The 18,688-nt window shown below is 68.1% G+C and carries 16 protein-coding genes; 6 read left to right on the top strand and 10 right to left on the bottom strand.

All coding sequences use genetic code 11. From position 1 onward, the window contains the following. Window positions 1-183: 183 nt before the first annotated feature. Complete coding sequence (locus AB0F51_RS35775; protein WP_360287542.1) at window positions 184-1,722, top strand: recombinase family protein; 1,539 nt, start codon at window positions 184-186, stop codon at window positions 1,720-1,722. Window positions 1,723-1,755: 33 nt separating this feature from the next. Continuing rightward, window positions 1,756-3,576, top strand: coding sequence for an NHL domain-containing thioredoxin family protein (locus AB0F51_RS35770; RefSeq protein ID WP_360287540.1), 1,821 nt, complete (start codon window positions 1,756-1,758; stop codon window positions 3,574-3,576). A gap of 3 nt (window positions 3,577-3,579) precedes the next feature. Here AB0F51_RS35770 and AB0F51_RS35765 read toward each other — a convergent pair whose 3' ends face one another. The 9 genes from AB0F51_RS35765 to AB0F51_RS35725 all read right to left on the bottom strand — a co-directional run bounded on the left by AB0F51_RS35765 (window position 3,580) and on the right by AB0F51_RS35725 (window position 13,251). Then, entirely contained in the window at window positions 3,580-3,828 is a 249-nt protein-coding gene (locus AB0F51_RS35765; RefSeq protein WP_360287538.1) for a DUF6458 family protein, read from the bottom strand. A 150-nt stretch (window positions 3,829-3,978) separates the two neighbouring features. Further along, window positions 3,979-4,749, bottom strand: coding sequence for a DUF4097 family beta strand repeat-containing protein (locus tag AB0F51_RS35760; RefSeq protein ID WP_360287536.1), 771 nt, complete (start codon window positions 4,747-4,749; stop codon window positions 3,979-3,981). 142 nt (window positions 4,750-4,891) lie between these two features. Beyond that, on the bottom strand, window positions 4,892-6,112 hold the full coding sequence (locus AB0F51_RS35755) for a hypothetical protein (protein ID WP_360287534.1): 1,221 nt from the start codon (window positions 6,110-6,112) through the stop codon (window positions 4,892-4,894). Then, window positions 6,109-6,774 (bottom strand): hypothetical protein, encoded by a 666-nt coding sequence (locus AB0F51_RS35750; RefSeq protein ID WP_360287532.1) that lies wholly within the window; start codon window positions 6,772-6,774, stop codon window positions 6,109-6,111. Before AB0F51_RS35750 ends, AB0F51_RS35755 begins: the two co-directional genes overlap by 4 nt. Next, the gene (locus tag AB0F51_RS35745) at window positions 6,771-8,084 is read right to left on the bottom strand and encodes a hypothetical protein (RefSeq protein WP_360287530.1); all 1,314 of its coding nucleotides are present in this window, start codon (window positions 8,082-8,084) and stop codon (window positions 6,771-6,773) included. Before AB0F51_RS35745 ends, AB0F51_RS35750 begins: the two co-directional genes overlap by 4 nt. Before the next feature lie 255 nt (window positions 8,085-8,339). Further along, the gene (locus tag AB0F51_RS35740) at window positions 8,340-10,199 is read right to left on the bottom strand and encodes an acyl-CoA dehydrogenase (RefSeq protein WP_360287528.1); all 1,860 of its coding nucleotides are present in this window, start codon (window positions 10,197-10,199) and stop codon (window positions 8,340-8,342) included. A 114-nt stretch (window positions 10,200-10,313) separates the two neighbouring features. Further along, window positions 10,314-11,231, bottom strand: coding sequence for an endo-beta-N-acetylglucosaminidase H (locus tag AB0F51_RS35735; RefSeq protein WP_360287526.1), 918 nt, complete (start codon window positions 11,229-11,231; stop codon window positions 10,314-10,316). Window positions 11,232-11,404: 173 nt separating this feature from the next. Next, the gene (locus AB0F51_RS35730) at window positions 11,405-12,754 is read right to left on the bottom strand and encodes a hypothetical protein (RefSeq protein ID WP_360287525.1); all 1,350 of its coding nucleotides are present in this window, start codon (window positions 12,752-12,754) and stop codon (window positions 11,405-11,407) included. Then, window positions 12,751-13,251 (bottom strand): SigE family RNA polymerase sigma factor, encoded by a 501-nt coding sequence (locus AB0F51_RS35725; protein ID WP_360287523.1) that lies wholly within the window; start codon window positions 13,249-13,251, stop codon window positions 12,751-12,753. The genes AB0F51_RS35730 and AB0F51_RS35725 overlap by 4 nt, the downstream gene beginning before the upstream one ends. Before the next feature lie 151 nt (window positions 13,252-13,402). Here AB0F51_RS35725 and AB0F51_RS35720 point away from each other — a divergent pair, with 151 nt between their 5' ends. Together AB0F51_RS35720 and AB0F51_RS35715 are read left to right on the top strand one after the other, a co-directional pair. Next, entirely contained in the window at window positions 13,403-14,701 is a 1,299-nt protein-coding gene (locus AB0F51_RS35720) for an MFS transporter (RefSeq protein ID WP_360287521.1), read from the top strand. 1 nt (window position 14,702) lies between these two features. Continuing rightward, the gene (locus AB0F51_RS35715; protein WP_360287519.1) at window positions 14,703-15,869 is read left to right on the top strand and encodes an anhydro-N-acetylmuramic acid kinase; all 1,167 of its coding nucleotides are present in this window, start codon (window positions 14,703-14,705) and stop codon (window positions 15,867-15,869) included. Between the two features lie 18 nt (window positions 15,870-15,887). On the opposite strand, the gene AB0F51_RS35710 is transcribed toward AB0F51_RS35715, so the two are convergent. Then, window positions 15,888-16,361: an AAA family ATPase gene (locus AB0F51_RS35710; RefSeq protein WP_360287517.1), complete on the bottom strand. Its 474-nt coding sequence runs from the start codon at window positions 16,359-16,361 to the stop codon at window positions 15,888-15,890. Between the two features lie 87 nt (window positions 16,362-16,448). On the opposite strand from AB0F51_RS35710, the gene AB0F51_RS35705 reads away from it, so the two are divergent. Beyond that, complete coding sequence (locus tag AB0F51_RS35705) at window positions 16,449-17,495, top strand: MerR family transcriptional regulator (protein WP_360287515.1); 1,047 nt, start codon at window positions 16,449-16,451, stop codon at window positions 17,493-17,495. Next, window positions 17,492-18,679, top strand: a complete 1,188-nt coding sequence (locus AB0F51_RS35700; protein WP_360287513.1) for an MFS transporter — start codon at window positions 17,492-17,494, stop codon at window positions 18,677-18,679. The genes AB0F51_RS35705 and AB0F51_RS35700 overlap by 4 nt, the downstream gene beginning before the upstream one ends. The last annotated feature ends 9 nt before the right edge of the window (window positions 18,680-18,688 follow it).

Below are 18,688 nucleotides of genomic sequence, written 5' to 3'. Positions count from 1 at the left end.
CCGGACGAGTGAGACGGGTCAGTAGGACAAGAAGAAGGCAAAGAAAGACAAGGCCACAAAGAGAAATACAGAGTTGGATGCTGCCTGGTGCAGGAGGTCTAAGCGCTCGACGTTCGCTGTGGGCAAGAAGGTGTCGGTGCCTTGGGGTAAACCGTGGGTATGCGGTGGGCAAGAGGGGCATCGATGGCAGCCAGCGGTGAGTACGCCGACCTCTATCTGAGGGTCTCTATCGACAAGGCGGGCAAGACCACCATCGAACGGCAGGAGGCTGACTGCCGGGCGTGGGTGAGGAGCAGTGGATTGAAGCTGCGGCAGAGCCACGTCGATCGAGGCCGATCCGCCTATCGCCCCGGAGTCGAACGAGAGGGCTTCAGGAACGCACTGGCCGCTGTCTCATCAGGTGTAGTGGGAACGCTCGTGATCTGGAAGCTCGACCGTCTGTCTCGCCAGGGAATGGGAGAGGTCGGACAGGTACTGGAGAAGATCAGCACGACGGGCGGCCGTCTGGTGTCAGTTCAGGACAATCTCGATACGTCGCTGACCGCGGACCGCCAGGTGGTTGGTCTGCTCGCCGAACTGGCTCGCTCGGAATCCGAGAACCTCGGCTTGCGGATTCGGTCGGCGAAGAGGTTTCTTCGGGCAAAGGGTCAGTGGATCGGCGGCGCGCCGCCGTACGGTCTGGTTAGCCGGGATGGTCAGTTGTTCGTCGAACCGAAGACGGGCGCTGTTGTGCGTGAGATCGCGGACCGACTGCTGGCGGGCGAGTCGCTCGCGATGGTCGCACGCCGGCTGAACGCGAGCGGCGTACCCGCACCGCGCGGTGGTCGATGGGGTATCGGGACGATCGCTCAGTTGATGCGTAGCCCGACCGTAGCGGGACTGATGCCCGAGACGATCAAGACGGTCGACGGCCGGTACTCCGGCAAGGTGCGGCCGTGGCAGGACCCAGCCACCGGCGAAGCCGTTTCGATCCTCGCGCCTGGCGAGGAGCCCCTGATCTCGCCCGCGGACCAGTTGCGCATCATGGTGGAGTTCGAGCAACGCGCCACCGGCTCCAAGTTCGGACGAAGTACCGGAGCGGAGGCGGCAGGGAGCCGGTATCTGCTGACTGGGCTTCTCCGCTGCGCCGGGTGCGGCGAACGGATGAGCCGGCAGGGCAACTCCTATCGTTGCCAAGCGGTTCGTCTTGGACGCGAGTGCGCTGCTCCCGGCGGCGCCTACATGCGGGCGTTGGACAACGCCGTTCAGCAGGCATGGTTCGATCGGCTGACCACGGCCGGCGATGACGATCCGCTCCGAGAAGTGATCGCCGAGCGCTTGGCCTTCCGGCAGGATCCCGAAACCTCGGCCAAGCGCCGGTCGATCCAGTCCGCGCTGGAGTCCGAGCAGTCCGCTCTGGCGATCCTGGACACGGATCATTACATTCGGCGGATCATTGACCGTGACCGCTTTCTGCCCCTGAGTCAGGCATTGGCTCGCCGGCTGGATGGTTTGCGCCGGAGTCTCGAGAGGATCCCTGGAACGGAAATCGACCTGAGATCATTCCTGGATCCCGCGTTGCTCCAGGAGCGGTGGTCGTCCGCGAACATCCACGAGCAGCGGGAGTTGCTGGATCTGGCCATCCGGGAGGTCCAGGTCTGCCAGGGCGTTCGGGGGCAGAGATTCGACCCCAGCAGTCGGCTGGTCATCCTCTGGGCGACCGACCGGACACTGGACACCTGATCGTTTCTTTGCCGCGGTGAGGACAATGGTCGGGTGACTCCTGCAAGCTCTGCATCTGGTTCTCGTCGTCCTCTAGTCCGCGCGCCTGAGCTCCGCGGCCGCGGCTGGCTCAACACCGGTGGTAGGTCCTACTCGATCTCGGACTTCCGCGGCCGGGCCGTTTTGCTCGACTTCTGGACCTTCTGCTGCATCAACTGTCTGCATGTGTTGGACGAGTTGCGGCCGTTGGAGGAGAAGTATGGGGATGCGTTGGTGATTGTGGGGGTGCATTCGCCGAAGTTTGCGCATGAGGGGGAAGAGGCGGCTGTGAAGGCTGCTGTGGAGCGGTATGAGGTGGGGCATCCGGTGTTGGATGATCCTGAGTTGGTGACTTGGGAGAACTACACGGCTCGGGCCTGGCCGACGTTGGTGCTGGTGGATCCCAATGGGTACATCGTGGCGCAGTACTCCGGGGAAGGGCATGAGCATGCGTTAGATGCTCGGTTGGCGGAGTTGATCGCTGAGCACGAGAAGGCCGGGACGTTGACGCGGGGGAAGTCGCCGTACGTCGCGCCGGTGGCCGAGCCGACCGAGTTGCGGTTCCCGGCCAAGGTTGTTGCCTTGGGCGACGGGTTTCTGGTGGCCGACGCGGGGAATCACAGCATCGTTGAGCTCGCGGCGGATGCGACCACCGTGGTCAGGCGGTTCGGCACACAAAAGCGGGGGTTCAGTGATGGACCTGCCCAAGAGGCCTCGTTCTCCGAACCCAATGGGCTGACCGTGCTGCCGCGCGACGTGGCGGAGAAGGTCGGATACGACGTGGTGGTCGCCGACACCGTCAACCATGCGCTCCGCGGTATCGACCTCGCCACCGGTGAAGTCAGCACACTGGTCGGCACGGGCAAGCAGTGGATGGATGGCGATGGGACCGGCGTACTGAGCTCGCCGTGGGATGTCGCGTGGTGGCAGGACAAGGTGTGGATTGCGATGGCCGGCGTTCACCAGTTGTGGACCTACGACCCGTTCACCCAGGTCACCGAGGTCGCCGCCGGTACTACGAACGAAGGGCTGCGTGACGGCGCGCCTGAGCAGGCATGGTTCGCCCAAACGTCCGGGCTCGCGGTCGACGGGGACCGGCTTTGGCTGGCGGACTCGGAGATCTCCGCACTGCGCTGGCTCGACACTGAGGTGCACACTGCGATCGGGACGGGCCTGTTCGACTTCGGGCTGCGCGACGGCAAGGCAGAGGAAGCGCTGCTGCAGCACCCGCTCGGCGTGACGGTCCTGCCCGACGGTTCCATCGCGATCTCCGACACCTACAACGGCGCCGTACGCCGGTACGACCCGGCGAGCGGTCTGGTCGAGACGATGGCGACCGGTCTCGCCGAGCCCAGCGGCGCTGTTGTCGTGGGCAACGAATTGCTGGTGGTCGAGTCGGCGGCGCACCGGCTGACCCGGGTACCGCTCGGCGCATCGGCCAAGGCAGACGAGTTCAGCACCCGTACTCAGCGACCGCCGACGGAGATCGCGGCCGGCGAGGTGACTCTGGAGGTGGTGTTCACGCCGCCGCCGGGGCAGAAGCTGGACGACCGGTACGGCCCCTCCACCCGGCTGCTGGTCTCATCGACGCCCGACGGGTTGCTCAAGGAGGGTGCGGGTGACTCCACCGAGCTGACCAGGCGACTGGTGATCGACGAGCGCGTGGGCGACGGGGTGCTGCACGTCGCAGTACAGGCGGCTTCTTGTGACGACTCGGCGGAGGTGGAGTTCCCGGCCTGTCACATGCATCGGCAGGACTGGGGCGTACCCGTCCAGGTCGGCACCGCTGGAACCGACCGCCTGCAACTGGTGCTGTCGGGGGCCCTTACCAGCTGATACTTACTCCTTGATGTCGCGGTGGTGCTCCTCCACGACCCGGTACTCCTCTTCGACCGCCGGGTCGATCGCGTCGGTCGGGACGCGACGGCGCCGGTTCGTGATGTAGAAGGAGAGCACGATCCCGGCGAGTCCGGCGAGCATGAAGATGTACCCGACCGCCGTCAGGTCGACGGCGTCCCAGGAGTCGCGGACGGCGAACGCGAGGATCGCGCCCACCACCATCAGGAAGATCCCCACACCGATGCTCATGCCGAGCCCTCCTTGCAGTCAACGGACACCTTCGACGCTACGCCCGCCCGCCCGGCGGAACAATGAACGACGCATGTCGAACAGAACCCGATAGCCGGACGGCCGGCGTACAACCCCCGTGGTACCCGTTGGTAAACGTTTCAGACCCCGTCAGCGGGTTGCCAGCGTCACGTCGCCGCTGACCGTGCTGGCATCGATGCTGTGACCACCGTCGGCATCGTTGCCCAGCCGGTTCTCCACCTCGCCGCTGCGGGTGTCGGTGTGGACCTTGTAGTCACCCGACGGCGCGGTCACCTTGATATCGCTGCTGGTCCCCTTCGCCCGGACGTCGACCGCCTCGTCGAGCTCGAGCTGGAGATCCCCCGAGGTGATGTCCACCTGCACCGGCCCGCCCTTGAGCCCCTTGGCCTCGATGTCACCGGAGGTCGCCTCGATCTCCAGCTTGCCGGTCAGCCGGTCGATCTCCACGTCGCCGGACGTCAGCTCGAGCTTCACGTCGCCGGTGATGTCGGTCAGCGTCACCTCGCCGGAACGCGAGCGTGCGTCGACGCCGCTCGCGCCGGTGATGGCCAGGTCGCCGCTGCCGTTCTGTCCGGTCACCTTGGTCCCGCGCGGCACGGTGACGACGAAGTCGGCCCGGCACTGCCAGCCGCAGTCGCCGTCGAGGGTCAGCGTCTCCCCGTCGACGTCGAACGCGTCACCGCGCTTGACCAGCCAGTACGACCGCTTCTCCTCGACGGTGGTCTTGTCGACGTCGGCCACCTTGATGGTCACGTCGGCGTTCGGCGAGTCCAGCCGGACGGTCGAGATCTTGTCGCTCACCTCGTGCTTGTCGCTGGCGTCCTTCTCGCCGAAGGTCCAGAAGGCCATTCCGGCCCCCGCCACCAGCAGCAGCGCCCCTGCCTGCCCAATCGTCGCCATCGCCATCCACCTCTGCTCGTCCCCGCCTGCTCGTCGCTCGACACTAGGCCGGTACGCCGGTACGCCGGATCAGGCAGAACCCCCGAAACCGCCCTGACGCGGACCTCAGGGACAGCTCACCCCGAGCTCAGGGAAAGGCCGGTCAGGACCGGTACTCACCCCGGCTGACGGCAGCGGGCAGGTCATCGCCCAGAGCCCCGAAGAACGTGCGGGCCCAGAGGTCGTCACCGTGCCAGTACGGGCCGTCGTCGCCAGGCAGCGAGGCGGGCGCGCTCTTGTGCTTCAGCGCCTTCCTGCACTGCGCACACAGCGGCAGGGTCACTGTGTTGCCATCGGAATCGACCCGTGTCGGCTGCCCGGAAGCCCTTCCGTGCAAGGGGTTGAAGGCACACAGCGGCTGTACCACTTCAGGCTTGCGGCCGGCCGCGAGAGCCCGCGCGATGTCGTACTCCCGCCGGCCCTTGTCCAGCAGCACCATCGCACCGACCACGTCCACCAGATCCCGGGAAGCGTCCAGGACCCGCCCAGCCGCGTCGTGCGCGTCGAGTGCAAGCTGCTGATGACGCAGGCCCTCACCGGCGACCGTAGGAAGCGCGGCAAGGTCGGAGCCGAGCTGGGTCAGCTCAGCGGTCGTCTCCTTGGTCAGGCGCCGCCTGCGCTCGGCCGCCACGGTCGCCGCGACGTGCGGCGGGATGGTGAAGGCCTTCCGGTTGCCGGCCCCGTTGCCCCGTCGTCGCAGGCCGATGACGAGTCCGAGCAGGACCAGGATCGCCAGCGCTGCGACCACGAGAGTGAAGACCGGGAACCCCTCGCGCTCGATCACATCGCGAATCGGGCGGGTAGGGCTTTCCTCTCGCTTGACAGGAGGCAGCGGCGGACCGGCCAGCAGTTCGTACAGCCGGGCGACCACTTCGGTCGGCCCGGCGTCGTACCCGGTGTCTTCGAGCGCGTGGGCGCGGGCGTTGCGCAGCTGCTCGTCGGACAGCTGGGGTACATCCTTCGTCTCGGTCCAGGGGAACCGCTGGCCGCCGTCGACCACGACGTACAGGCCGGGTTTGCGCAGTGCGTCCATCACCAGCGTGAGTACGTTGCGCTCTTTGCCTTCAAACACGTCACTCGGGGTCAGCGGCAGGATGATCGTGTAGACGGGGTAGCCGAGGGCCTTGCCCTTCGTCCGGACCTGCTCCCGCAGGTTCTCCGGCACGCCGCTCGCGTACGCCCGGTCGACGTACAGCGGGTCCTTCGCCAGCGCGGTCGCGATTTCGCGGGCCCGCTCGGCCGGCGTCTGGGCGGCACTCGCGGGAACGGCCGCAAGCGACAGCACCAGCGCCAGCACGAGAGTCAGCGCATATCTGACCTTCACAGCCGTCCTCCACCACGTCGGGCGACCAGGGCCGCCAGTCCAAGCACGCAACCGGCGACCAGGGCGCCGCCGAACAATCCGAGCAGGAGGCCGCCGAACCCGTGGGCGATCGCCTTGCCGACGGTGAACGGCTTTCGCGTGGAGGTCCGTTCGGGCAGGGGCGGGTGCGGTGTGGTCCGGGCCGCTGTCGGTTCGTAGCGGTCGGCCACCCGGACCGTGTTGAGGTAGCTCGACAGTTGCTTGTCCATCGATTCCTCCCTGCGGGCGTACGTGTAGGTGGGGACGTCCGCGCGGACCAGATGGGTGGCGCCGTAGGTGGTGTCGCCGTCCATCACCAGGTAGATCCCGGGCTTGCCGTTGGCATGCGCGAGCCAGCCGGCCAGCAGCTGGGTGTCGCCCTTCTCCTGGAACCAGTCACCGGAGGAAACCACCGCGACGAACACGGGCAGCTCGGTCGAGCGGATCCGATCCGCCATCGCATCCACCTGGTCGGCGCCGGCCACCGAGGTGTACTGCGGGTCGACGTACACCGGCCGGTACTTCCAGGCGGCCACCGCCGCGGTGATCCGGGGATCGGTCGGGAAGGCAGCACCAGCCGCGGTCGAAGGCACGGAGACCAGCAGCGCGACGGCGGCCAGCAAGAGCATCGTGAGGCGTCTCACCGAACACCCCCGTAGACCCGGGTGACTCGCTCGGCCAGGTCGTCCGAGAGCGCGCCGAAGCCGGTGGCCACCATCGGGCTCTCGTCGGGATCAAGGTTCCAGTACGGCACGAAGCCACTGCCGAACAGACCGGTCTTCGCCTTGACCTGCAGCCCGTGCGGCGTCTTGCCACGCTCCACGGTCTGCGCACAGGTCTTGCAGGCCGGTACTTCGATGTCGTCCGACCAGGCGGCGCGGTGCGTGCCGGAGGGATGCGTCGGGTCGAAGAAGCAGGGCGGCTGCAAGTCGTTGCCGCTGACCAGCTGGAAGGCCTGCCGGGCCAGCACGAACGCTCCGGTGAGCGCCAAGATGTCCGGCGTACCAGCCTTCCGGTCGCCGGTGCTGCCACTGGCCTGGTCGTCGGCCCGGTCGTCGGCACTGGCACCGGCGCGCAAGGTCCGGGCGGCGGCCAGTCGGGCCGTGGCGTCGTCGCGCAGGTCGAGCTGTTCCGCGGTCAGGTTCCGCCGCTTCTCGAACGACCGCAGGGCCCGCCCGGCTTTGGGGATCCAGCGGTCCGCTTGGGTCCGGACCGATGCGAGCCGGTGGTCGACGGTGGCCGGCGATTTCGGGCCAGCGGCCGGGCGAGCGGGCCGCCGGCGGCGACGGAGTACCCGGGTGAGGACGAAGACGAAGCCGATCAGGCCGCCGATCCCCATCCCGACGTACCCGGACAGCTCCTCCTTCTCCGAGGTCGAGCGTCCGCGGATCAGCTCCGGTGTCAGGTCGCTGACCGGGATCTCGGGCAGTGGCCGGCCGTCGTACGCGGTACCGGCCTGCTGGATCGTTCGGACGATCTTGGGGGCGGGCCGATCGGTGACGATCTTGTTGTCCAGCTTGTCGTCGAGCTGCACGCGGATCAGGCTGCGGCCTCTCAGTCCACCGGGCCGGACCAACTTCTCCGTACCGGACCAGTAGCCGTCCGAGGCGGTCCAGACCAGATAAAGACCCGGCTCTCCGACGCGTGCCTGGAGCAGGGTGGGCAGGTCCAGCTGGTCCTGCCGCGTGTACGGCGTCCGCGGGATCAGCGCGACGTACACCGGGAAGCCCGCCGAGCTAGCTGCCGCCCGGATCCGGGCCAGCTCCGCCTGGGGGAAGCCCTGCCGCATCGCGGCATCGACGTACAGGTGATCGGTACGCCAGGCGGCGGCGATCTGGTCGGGCAGCTCCGGCGGCGCGGCCTGGGCAGGGGTCAACGGCAGGAACGCCAGGACGGCGAGCAGCAAGGCCAGGCGGCGGCTGCGGGGGCGTTTGACGAGGGACAGGGCGGACATCGCGCTTAGCTTAGGTCCAACGGGCGATTCCACGTCAGCACTGACGCGAGCGTGGACCCGTCGGTTCCGCGGCGCCGCGGCCCTGGCTCGGACAGGGGAGACCAAGCCAGGGGCGCGGACCGCTCGGGCGAAACTCTTCCGTGCACCGATCCGCCCCGGCAGGGCAGATCGACGGGCAGATCGGGGCAGATCGCCCCGATCAGAGGGCCCTGATCAGAGGGCCCCGATCAGAAGGCCCCGATCAGAAGGCCCCGGTCAGAAGGCCGACTCGGGAAGGTCCATCACGTCGAGGTCGGTCAGCTCGGCCTTGATCCGCTCGGCGCGGACGGTCGGCATCGTCGAGCGGACGAACCACTGCGCGGCGGCCAGCTTGCCGGTGTAGAAGTCCTGGTCGGCCGGCGACAGCTCGCCGCCCAGCTTCTCCAGCGCGACCTCGGCCTGCCGCAGCATCAGCCAGGAGCAGACCACGTCGCCGAGCACGAACAGCAGCCGCGACGTGTTCAGGCCGACCTTGTAGATGTTGCGCGGGTCACCGTTCTCGGCCTGCGGGTTGCTCGCCATCAGCGCCTGACCCATGACGCCGAGGATCTTCTGGGTGTCCTCCAGCCCCTTGGCGAGCAGTCCGCGCTCCTCCTTCAGCCGGCCGTTGCCGGCCTCGGAGGCGACAAAGGCCTGGATCTGCTCGGACAGGTGACCGAGCGCCAGACCCTGGTCCTTGATGATCTTGCGGAAGAACAGGTCCTGGCCCTGGATCGCGGTGGTGCCTTCGTACAGGGTGTCGATCTTGGCGTCGCGGACGTACTGCTCGATCGGGTAGTCCTGCAGGAAGCCGGAACCACCGAAGGTCTGCAGCGACTCGGTGCCGAGCAGCGTCCAGGACTTCTCCGAGCCGTAGCCCTTCACCAGCGGCAGCAGCAGGTCGTTGACCCGCTCGGCCTCGGCGTCCTCGGTGCCGGCGTACCGGGCCTGCTCGGCGCGGTCCTGGTACGTCGCGGTGAACAGCACCAGCGCGCGCAGCGCCTCGGAGTACGCCTTCTGGGTGAGCAGCGAGCGGCGTACGTCGGGGTGGTGGGTGATCGTGACGCGGGGGGCGTCCTTGGCCGGGTTGGTCAGGTCGGGGCCCTGGACCCGCTCCTTGGCGTACTCCAGCGCGTTCAGGTAGCCGCTCGACAGGGTCGCGATGGCCTTGGTGCCGACCATCATCCGGGCGTACTCGATCACCTGGAACATCTGCGCGATGCCGTCGTGCACCTCGCCGAGCAGGTAGCCCTTCGCCGGGGTGTTCTCGCCGAAGGTGATCTCGCAGGTGGTGGAGACCTTGATACCCATCTTCTTCTCGACGCCGGTGACGAAGGCGCCGTTGCGCTCACCGGTCAGCTCGCCGGTCTCCAGGTCGAAGTCGTACTTCGGCACGATGAACAGGCTGAGCCCCTTGGTGCCCGGGCCGCCGACGCCCTCGATGCCCTGCGGGCGGGCCAGCACCAGGTGCACGATGTTCTCGGTCATGTCGTGCTCGCCCGAGGTGATGAAGCGCTTGACGCCCTCGATGTGCCAGCTGCCGTCGTCCTGCAGCGTCGCCTTGGTCCGCCCGGCGCCGACGTCGGAGCCGGCGTCCGGCTCGGTCAGCACCATCGTGGCGCCCCAGCCGCGCTCGATCATGTGCTGGGCGATCAACTTGTCCCGGTCGGTGCCGTTGCGCCACAGCACGTGCGCGAAGTTCGGCCCGGCGGCGTAGATGTGGACGGCGGGGTTGGAGCCGAGCACCATCTCGGCGGCGGCCCAGCGCAGCGAGGGCGGGGCCGGCTGGCCACCCAGCTCCGGCGGCAGCTCGAGCTTGTACCACTCGGCGTCCATGTAGGCGTGGTAGCTCTTCTTGAACGACTCCGGCATCCGCACCTCGTGCGTGGCCGGGTCGAACACCGGCGGGTTGCGGTCGGAGTCCTCGAACGACTCGGCCAGCTCGTTCTTGGCCAGCCGGTCGATCTCCGCGAGCACCTCGCGGGCGGTGTCGACATCCATCTCGGCGTACGGGCCCTGGCCCAGCACCTCGCCGCGGCCGAGCACCTCGAGCAGATTGAACTCGATGTCGCGCAGATTCGACTTGTAGTGGCTCACAGGGTTCCCCTACCTCTTGGTGCGGCCTCTGAGCGCCGCTGTACTGACGAGTAACTTAAGTATATACCCGTCAGTAATCTCCGCAAAGCGGATTCCCCTGTGAGCCAGGCCCGCCTACGGTTTGTAGATCGCGGTGCTGCCGTAGAGCTTGCTGGTGAAGGCGGAGATGTAGCTCGCGGTGTTCGTCTCGCCGAGGTTGTAGGTGAGGAAGACGCCGTAGCCCTCGTTGACGGTGCGCTGCGCGAAGCTTGCGGCCGTGGACGAGCTGGTGGCCGTGTAGGACACCGCGGCCGGTGACAGGCGCGACTTGTCGGTCGGGCCGTTCGGCACGCTCCACGTTCCGTAGTACGGGTTCCAGGCGTAGTTGAAGGTGTTGGCGATGCTCTGGCCGTTGTAGCTCAGGCGCTCCGCCGAGGGGCCGATGTCGTACAGCGTGATGAGTTTGTCCGGCAGCTTGCGGCGCAGCGCCGAGACCAGGTAGACGAACGAGCTCTCGTTCGGCTGCCCGGTGCCGTTGACGCCGTACTCCGCGTACTCGTCGTCGAAGTCGATGCCGTCCAGCCCGTACTGCGTGACGGCGTCGGCCAGCTCCTGGGCGAACTCCTCGGCCGCGGCCTGCGACGGGAAGTTGGCGAACCCCGCGCCCTGGTGGTTGCCGAGAATCGACAGCACCACCTTGATGCCCTTCTGCTGGAGCGGCCGGATCTGCGTCGCCGCGTTGTCCAGCACGCTCTGCACGTTCTCGTTGAAGTGCAGGTAAGCCTTGGTGCCGTCGTAGTTGATGTTCGCGGCGAAGATCACCGCGATGTCGAACACCTGCGCGCCGCCCTTGCTGAGGGTGTACTTGCCGGCGCTGAGCATGCTGTGGTCGTTTACCTCGATGTAGACCACCGAGAGCGGGCCGGACTTCGCCGCCGGGCGACGCCGGCCGAGGGCCGCTTCGGCGGGGAGCGCCGCGCCGGTGGCGACGGCGGCGGTGGTCGCCGCAAGGCCGGACAGCAACGTTCTTCTACTGACGGATGCTGGGCTCATCGATCAACTCCTGGTCGGGTGGGCGGACGATCGCTATACCGGTTAAGCCGCTCTTTCCGCCTGGCGAGGCAGTTGCGAGCTGAACTAGATAAACCGGTATAGCGACCGATCTTCGACCGGGCGGGACGTTGTGTCAAGACGTCGGAGCGGACCGTGACGAGCCCCGTGGGACGTCAGTCCAGTGAGACGGTCTTCGTCTTGCCGTTCAGCGTGATCCGGACCTCGGCGTCCTGCCCGGCCGGTACCAGGGTGGTGTCCTTCCGCGGCGCGCTCCAGGCGCCGTCGCCGTACCGGTAGGACAGCTCGGCCTTCATCTGCGCGACGGCCCAGCCCTGTCCGTCGGGCAGCTTGATCGAGACCGGCAGCGCAGCCTTCGGATCAGGGACACCACCCTGTACGACGGTCTGCTTGCCGTCCGGCGAACGCAGTACGGCGTAGATGTGGGTGGGGTCCTCGTCGAGGGCCTGCTCGCCGAGCAGGACCCGTGAGCCGTTCGCGGTGACGCCGTAGCCGACCCACAAAGACATCGCCGTGCCGTACGCGTGCGGATCACTGACGGAGTCCAGTGCCTTCAGGAAGTCGTCGTTGGCCGTCTTCGCCTGGTCGTCGGCCCCGTCGGTCATCGGCCAGGTTGCGTAGACGGGTTCCGGGTTCTTCCACAACCGGTTGTCCGGGATCGCGGTCAGCGGCGGCCGGTTGTCGCGAATTTCGAAGGCTCGTGCCTGTGGTGTCGTGGCCGGGAGCGCGCTCACTCGCAGGCCGTCGAGGTTCACGTCAGCGGGCAGCCCGAGGACGCTGACGCCGTCCTTGAACTTGAGTGGCTCGTACTTCCTGGTCGAGCCGCCCGGGGTGTAGATGCGCTCGGGGGAGAAGCCGAAGTCGCCACCGGTCGGGTCCATCACGACCAGCGCCTTCGTCCGCCCGCCGGTCACGAACGCCAGGTCGAGCCCGCTGCCGGGGGCCGGGTAGCTGTCGGCGATCAGGGTCTGCTTCCCGGCCGCATCCTCGGCCACGTAGCCCACGAGGGTCTGGATCCCTTCGCCCTCGAGCTGGATGTTGTCGTGTGGGTGCAGGTAGGCCCGCTGGACGACGATCGCCGCCTTGCCGCCAGGGGTCTGGCCGGCCCAGGCGACCCTGGCCTCGCCGCGCAGGTCGTTGAAGATTCCGCGGTCGGCGTTGGCAGAGGTCGCGTGGCTCTTGTTCCAGATCTCGACCACCTGGCGCAGATAGGCGGAGTCCTTGGCCAGATCGCCGCGGGTGGACCCCTTCAACAGGAAGCCGTAGGGGTCGGTGACGACGGACTTGGCCGGTTGGACCTGGTCGGAACGGTCGAGCAGGTCGGGACCCACGAGGCCGGCCCCGCCCAGGACGACCAGGCTGAGTGCGGTCGCGGTCAGTGACGCGAAGCGGCGGCGGCGCAGTCTTCGGGCCCCTCCGGTGCGGACCCGGTGGACCAGGTCGGCAGGGGCCTCGATCCCGTCGACGGTGGCGCCGAGGCGCTCCTTCAGTTCGGTGTCGGTCATCGCAGTCCCTCCAGGATCGCGGGTTCGGTGATCAGGCGGAGCTTGCCGAGGGCCCGCGAGGTCTGGCTCTTCACCGTGCCCAGCGAGCAGCCGAGGGCTTCGGCGGTCTGCGCCTCGGTGAGGTCCTCGTAGTACCGGAGCACGATCACGGCCCGCTGGCGGGGCGGCAGCTCCTGGAGCGCGGTCAGCAGCTGGTCGCGGGTGGCGAGGCCCTCGGTGCCGTCGGGCTGTGCCTCCTCGTGGTGACCGGTGAGGGCGACCTCGGGTTTGCGGCTCCGGCGTCGCCAGCGGTTGGCGACCAGGTTGGTCAGGGTCTTGCGGGCATAGGGCTCGGGACCGCCGCGGATCCACCGCCAGCGGACGTAGACCCGCTCGAACACCTCCTGGACCAGGTCCTCGGCCGCCTGCCGATCACCGGTGAGCAGTACTGCGGTGCGTAACAGCCTCGTCGAGGCTCCCCGCACGAAATCGTCGAAATCATCACCCCGGGTGACCATTCGACCCCCTTTGCGGCTAGTTACCGGCTATGACACCGGCCTGGCCGGGAAGGTTGCTTTGAGACGGTGCTCGCGTCGGAGGGAACTCATAGACCAAGATGGAGCCGTTCGCGGGAGGAAAGTTACGGGGGCACGGCGGAGAAGAGGAACGATGAGCACTGCACCCGGTACGGCGCCGGCCGACGTCCGGCGGACCCGCAGGTCGCTGGTGGCCGGCACGGTCGGCAACTTCGTCGAATGGTACGAGTTCGGCGCCTACGGCTTCTTCGCGACCGTGATCGCGGCGAACTTCTTCAGCAGCACCTCCACCAGTGATGCCGAGAGCCTGATTAAGACCTACGCCTCGTTCGCGCTGGCGTTCTTCTTCCGCCCGATCGGTGCGGCCGTGTTCGGCCGGCTGGGTGACCGGATCGGCCGGCGTCCGACGCTGATCCTGGTCCTGCTGCTGATGACCGTGTCCACCACGCTGATCGGCATCCTGCCGACGTACGCGACCGTCGGTGCGGCGGCGCCCTGGCTGCTGACCCTGGTCCGAGCACTGCAGGGGTTGTCGGCCGGCGGTGAGTTCGGTGGCGCGGTGTCGATCATGACCGAGTTCGCGCCCAGGACGAAGCGCGGCCTGTACGGCGCCTGGCAGTCCTTCACCGTCGCGCTCGGCCTGCTCACCGGCGCGGGACTCGCGGCGACCCTGGCGACCGTGCTGAGCAAGGAGGCGCTGACCGACTGGGGCTGGCGGATCCCGTTTTTGCTCGCGCTGCCGCTCGGCCTGGTCGCGTTGTGGTTGCGGCTGAGACTGGACGAGACGCCGAACTTCGCCAAGGTCCAGCAGGAGGCGGCGCCGCCGGCGGACAAGGCCGAGGTGGCCAAGGCGATTGCCCTCGGCATCGGCCGGTTGATGGGCTGGTCGGCCGCCGGGTACACGTTCCTGGTCGTGATGCCGTCGTACCTGCAGGCGACGTTGAACGCGACCTTCCAGCAGGCGTTGGTGGCGACCGTCCTGGCCAACCTGGGCTTCGCCGTGTCGATCCTGCCGGCCGGCTGGCTGAGCGACCGGATCGGGCGGCGCCCGGTGATGGTGACCGGCGCGGCGCTGGTCGTCGTACTGGCCTTTCCGTTGATGAATCTCCTGCAGGACAAGGAGAGTTCGAACGCCGGCAAGGGGCTGGCGGTCTTCGCGGCCGGACTCGTCGTTGGGCTGATGGCCGGGCCAGGACCGGCCATGCTCGCGGAGATGTTCCCCACCAGAGCGCGCTACACCGGTCTCGGCCTGGCCTACTCGCTCTCGAACGCGGTCTTCTCCGGCTCGGCCGGCCTGATCATCACCGAACTGATCAAGCGGACCAAGAACATCGACATCCCGGCGTACTACGTGGTCGTCACCTGCGCGGTCTCGGTCGTCGCCCTGCTGACCCTGAGAGGCGACGACCACAGACGCGAGTTGCGGGACTGACGTGCGCGTCATCGGCTTGATGTCGGGCACCTCGTACGACGCGATCGACGCGGCGGCGGCCGATCTCCGGATCGAGGACGACCAGCTCGTGCTGACTCCGCTCGGCATGCTGAGCGACACCTATCCCGACGGGTTGCGGGCGGAGCTGGCGCGTTCCTTGCCTCCGGCAACTACAACGCTGGAACAGGTCTGCCGGCTCGACACCGGGATCGGGCAGGCCTTCGCTTCAGTCGCGGAGCAGGCGGTCGAGCAACTCTGCGGCGGCCACGCCGACCTGATCGTGTCGCACGGGCAGACGGTCTTCCATTGGGTCGACGAGGGCCGGGTGCACGGGACGTTGCAACTCGGGCAACCTGCGTGGATCGCCGAGGCAACCGGTACTGCGGTGGTGTCGGACCTGCGATCCCGCGATGTCGCCGCCGGTGGTCAGGGCGCGCCGCTGGTCAGCATCGTGGACGTCCTCTGGCTCCGCGGCCGCCCCGGCACCCCGGTCGCGCTCAACCTCGGCGGGATCGCGAACATCACCGTCGTACCGGCCGCGGCTGATCCCATTGCCTTTGACACCGGCCCGGCCAACGCGTTGGCGGATGCTGTGGTTCGCGACCTCACCGCCGGGCAATCCACCTTCGACGCCGAGGGCGTGATGGCGGGTCGGGGACAGGTCCACCAGGAGCTGTTCGCGCGGTTGCTGGCTGAGCCGTACTACGCGCGGCCGGCGCCCAAGAGCACTGGCAAGGAGTTGTTCCACCTCGGCTACCTTGCGGAGGCGATGTCCGGGCTCCCGCTGATCGGGTCGGACGACCTCGTCGCCACGGTGACTGCACTGACGGCACGGACCGTGGCGGACGCAGTACTTGCTCACGGCGGGACGGAGGTGATTGCGGCCGGTGGTGGAATCCGCAACCCGGTGTTGATGCGCATGCTGGCCGAGGAGCTTCGCGGGGTGCCGTTGCGGAGTACTGATGAACTGGGACTGCCGTCGGCGGCCAAGGAGGCGTACGCGTTCGCAGTACTGGGCTACTTGACCGTGAACGGACTTGCTGGAACTGTGCCGAGCTGCACAGGAGCCCGACACAACAGCGTCCTCGGCTCGATCACCCCCGGCGCCGGCCCCTTGCCGGTCTCAACGGGCCCGCACCGCGCGCCGGTCGCACTGCGGATCAGCTGACTACGGCGCGGTACTGGTTTACTCGTTGACCCACGCAAGGATCTGTTGGGCCGCCTCCTCGGGCGTCCCGTTGGCAGCTACTGAACGGGGGACGATTTTGCGCAACTCGGCGGCGTCCTCGAGTGCCTCCGCGATCTTCGCCTCCGGCCAGCCTCGCTCGCGCAGCCGTCGGCGGCGGACGGTGTCCGGGCAGTCGAGGTGCAGCCAGCGGCCCTCGGGCAGCTGGGCCGGGACGCCTGGCGTGAGCAGCAGGACCGGCGCACCGGAGCGGCGGATGAGCTCGGTGATGCGCAGCCACAACGCGTTGTACGCGGGCCAGTTCGCGGCCGCGGACGGGTCGGCGATCTCGATCCCGAGCACCCGGCCCTGGTCGTCGAGCAGCTCGTCCATGTCCATCACCACGAGTGCGCCGTGCCGCAGCCGCAGCAACTCGGGAACCACCGTGGACTTGCCCGAGCCCGGCGCACCGGTCACCACGAACAACCTCGTCACGCCCCCATTTTCACCGAACCGGGCGGTAGGCGACACTCAGTGCGGCAGGTTGACCTTCGAGTTGGTCGAAGACCCAGGATCGGCGGCATGACAGACGAGCTGCTGACGATCAGCGCCTTCGCCCGCCAGGTCGGGCTGACCCCGAGCGCGCTGCGCTTCTACGACGACTGCGGTCTGCTCCGCCCGGCCTCGGTCGACGAGCAGAACGGCTACCGGTACTACTCCCCGTCGCAGGAGGCGCGCGCTGCGTTGCTCCGCGACCTGCGCGAGATCGACCTGCCGCTGGCCGAGGTACGGGTGGTCCTGGACGAGGACGCCTCGCACGGGGTGGCCGTCATCCAGTCGCACCTGAAGACTGTCGAGGGCAAGGCGGAAGCGGCGCGGCGGGCTACGGCGAGGATCCTCGCGTCGCTCCAGGCCGTGCCCTACGAGTGCGCTGTCACCCTGGGCGGCGCGGAGCTCGCCAGCGCGGTCCGGCAGGTCGCCGCTGCGGCGGCCGCGACCGATGAGATCCCTGCGCTCGCCTGCGTCCTGCTGGAGCTCGGCGAGGACGAGGTGACGCTGGTGGCCACCGATCGCTACCGGCTGTCGGTGCGAAAGCTCCAGCCGCTCGGGTTCGCCGGGTACCCGCGCAACCTGTTGGTCCGTGCGTCCGAGCTGACTGCCCTGGCCCGCTGGGTTGGTGCCGCGGCGGAGGTCCGCCTGGAGACGGGACCAGCCGGTACTGCGCTGGTCGTCGACGGTGAGTCTCGGCCACTGGGAGTGGTGGACGACGAGTTCCCGGCGTACCAGTCGATCCTGGACGGGTTGACTCCGCCGACCTGCCGGGTGGTGGCCGACCGGCAGCAGTTGCTCGCGCTGCTCACCGGCGAGACCGTTGCCCTCGACATCGACTCGGGGAAGCTGACGGTCACGGCGGTGGACTCGGGGGAGTCGCTCGGGGTGCTGGAGGGGATCGGCTCGGGCGCTGTGCAGCTTGGCTTCTCGGCGTCGCTGCTGGCGGCCGCGTTGAGCGTGAGTGTCGGCCCGGACGTCCTGCTGGAGCTCTGTGCCGTCGACCGGCCGGTGGTGGTCAGGTCGGCCGACCAGGGGACCTTCACCACGCTGGTGATGCCGACCCGCCTCGACGGGTGAACCGCGCCTACTACGGCTGGTTGGCAGGCGCGACACTCTCCACGTTCGGGGATGCCACCCTGTTCTTCGCGCTCGGCTGGGCGGCGGCGGATCTCGGTCCGCAGGTCGCCGGCCTGGTCCTGACCGGCTACACCCTGCCCAGAGCAGTTCTCCTCCTCGCAGGCGGCGTCCTCGGCGACCGCTGGGGCCCACGCCGCGTACTGCTCACCTGCGACTTCCTACTGGCCTTCCTGACCCTCCTACTCGCAGGCGCCTTCCACCTCGTCGGTACTACGGCCGCGCTACTCCTCCTGACCGCAGCAGCCATCGGTACCGTCGACGCTTTCGTACTGCCCGCAGCGGGAGCCTTTCCTCGCCTCTTTGCCGACGACAACACCCTGCCCAAGGCAATGGCACTACGCACGTCCACCCAGCAGGTGGTGACCCTGGCAGCCGGCCCACTCGGCGGGCTCCTGGTTGCAGTCGCAGGGCTGGTCGGAGCGCTACTGGTGGACGGCCTCACCTTCCTGGTGTCGTTCGTCATCCTGCTTGCCATCAAGCCGCCACTGGCTACTACGGCAGTCCCTTCCGGGCAGTCGGCGTTGAAGGAGGCGCTGGACGGCATTCGCCTCGCCTGGTCCGAGCCGGTGCTGCGGGCGCTGCTGCTGACCGTCGGCCTGACAGCTGCGTTCGTGCTGCCGGTCACCTCTCTGTGCGTCCCGCTGCTCGCACGCTCCAACGGCTGGAATGCATCGCAGGCCGGGCTGGTCGTCGGCGCCACTGTGGTCGGCAGCCTGCTCGTCACCGTCGGCGTCGCTCGGCTGGGTACCTTCGCGCTTCCCGGAACGACAGCGGCTGCGGGCTGCCTGCTGGCCGCCGCAGGGATGGCTGCTCTCGCAATGTCGTCGAACGCCTACGCAGCGCTGCTCTGCGGGCTCGTCCAAGGCGTAGGAGTCGGCCTGTTCACCTCCCACCTCGCACCGCTGTTCGTTGCCAGTACGCCGCGATCCCACCTGACCAGGCTGCAGTCCTTGCTGGCCCTGGCTCAGACGCTCCCGTTGGTGGCGTCCATGAACCTGCTGGGAGGCGTCGCCGAGGCGGGCGCGCCGGTCGCAGTACTGACTTGCGCAGCCGGTACTACGCTCGCCGGAGCGACCCTGCTGAGTACGCGAAGCGTCCGGAAAGCAAACGTAGGAGTATCTTGAGAGGCACCG

Source organism: Kribbella sp. NPDC023855, from assembly GCF_040639475.1.
Lineage (GTDB): Bacteria > Actinomycetota > Actinomycetes > Propionibacteriales > Kribbellaceae > Kribbella.
This window is presented reverse-complemented; position numbering and strand designations above follow the sequence as displayed.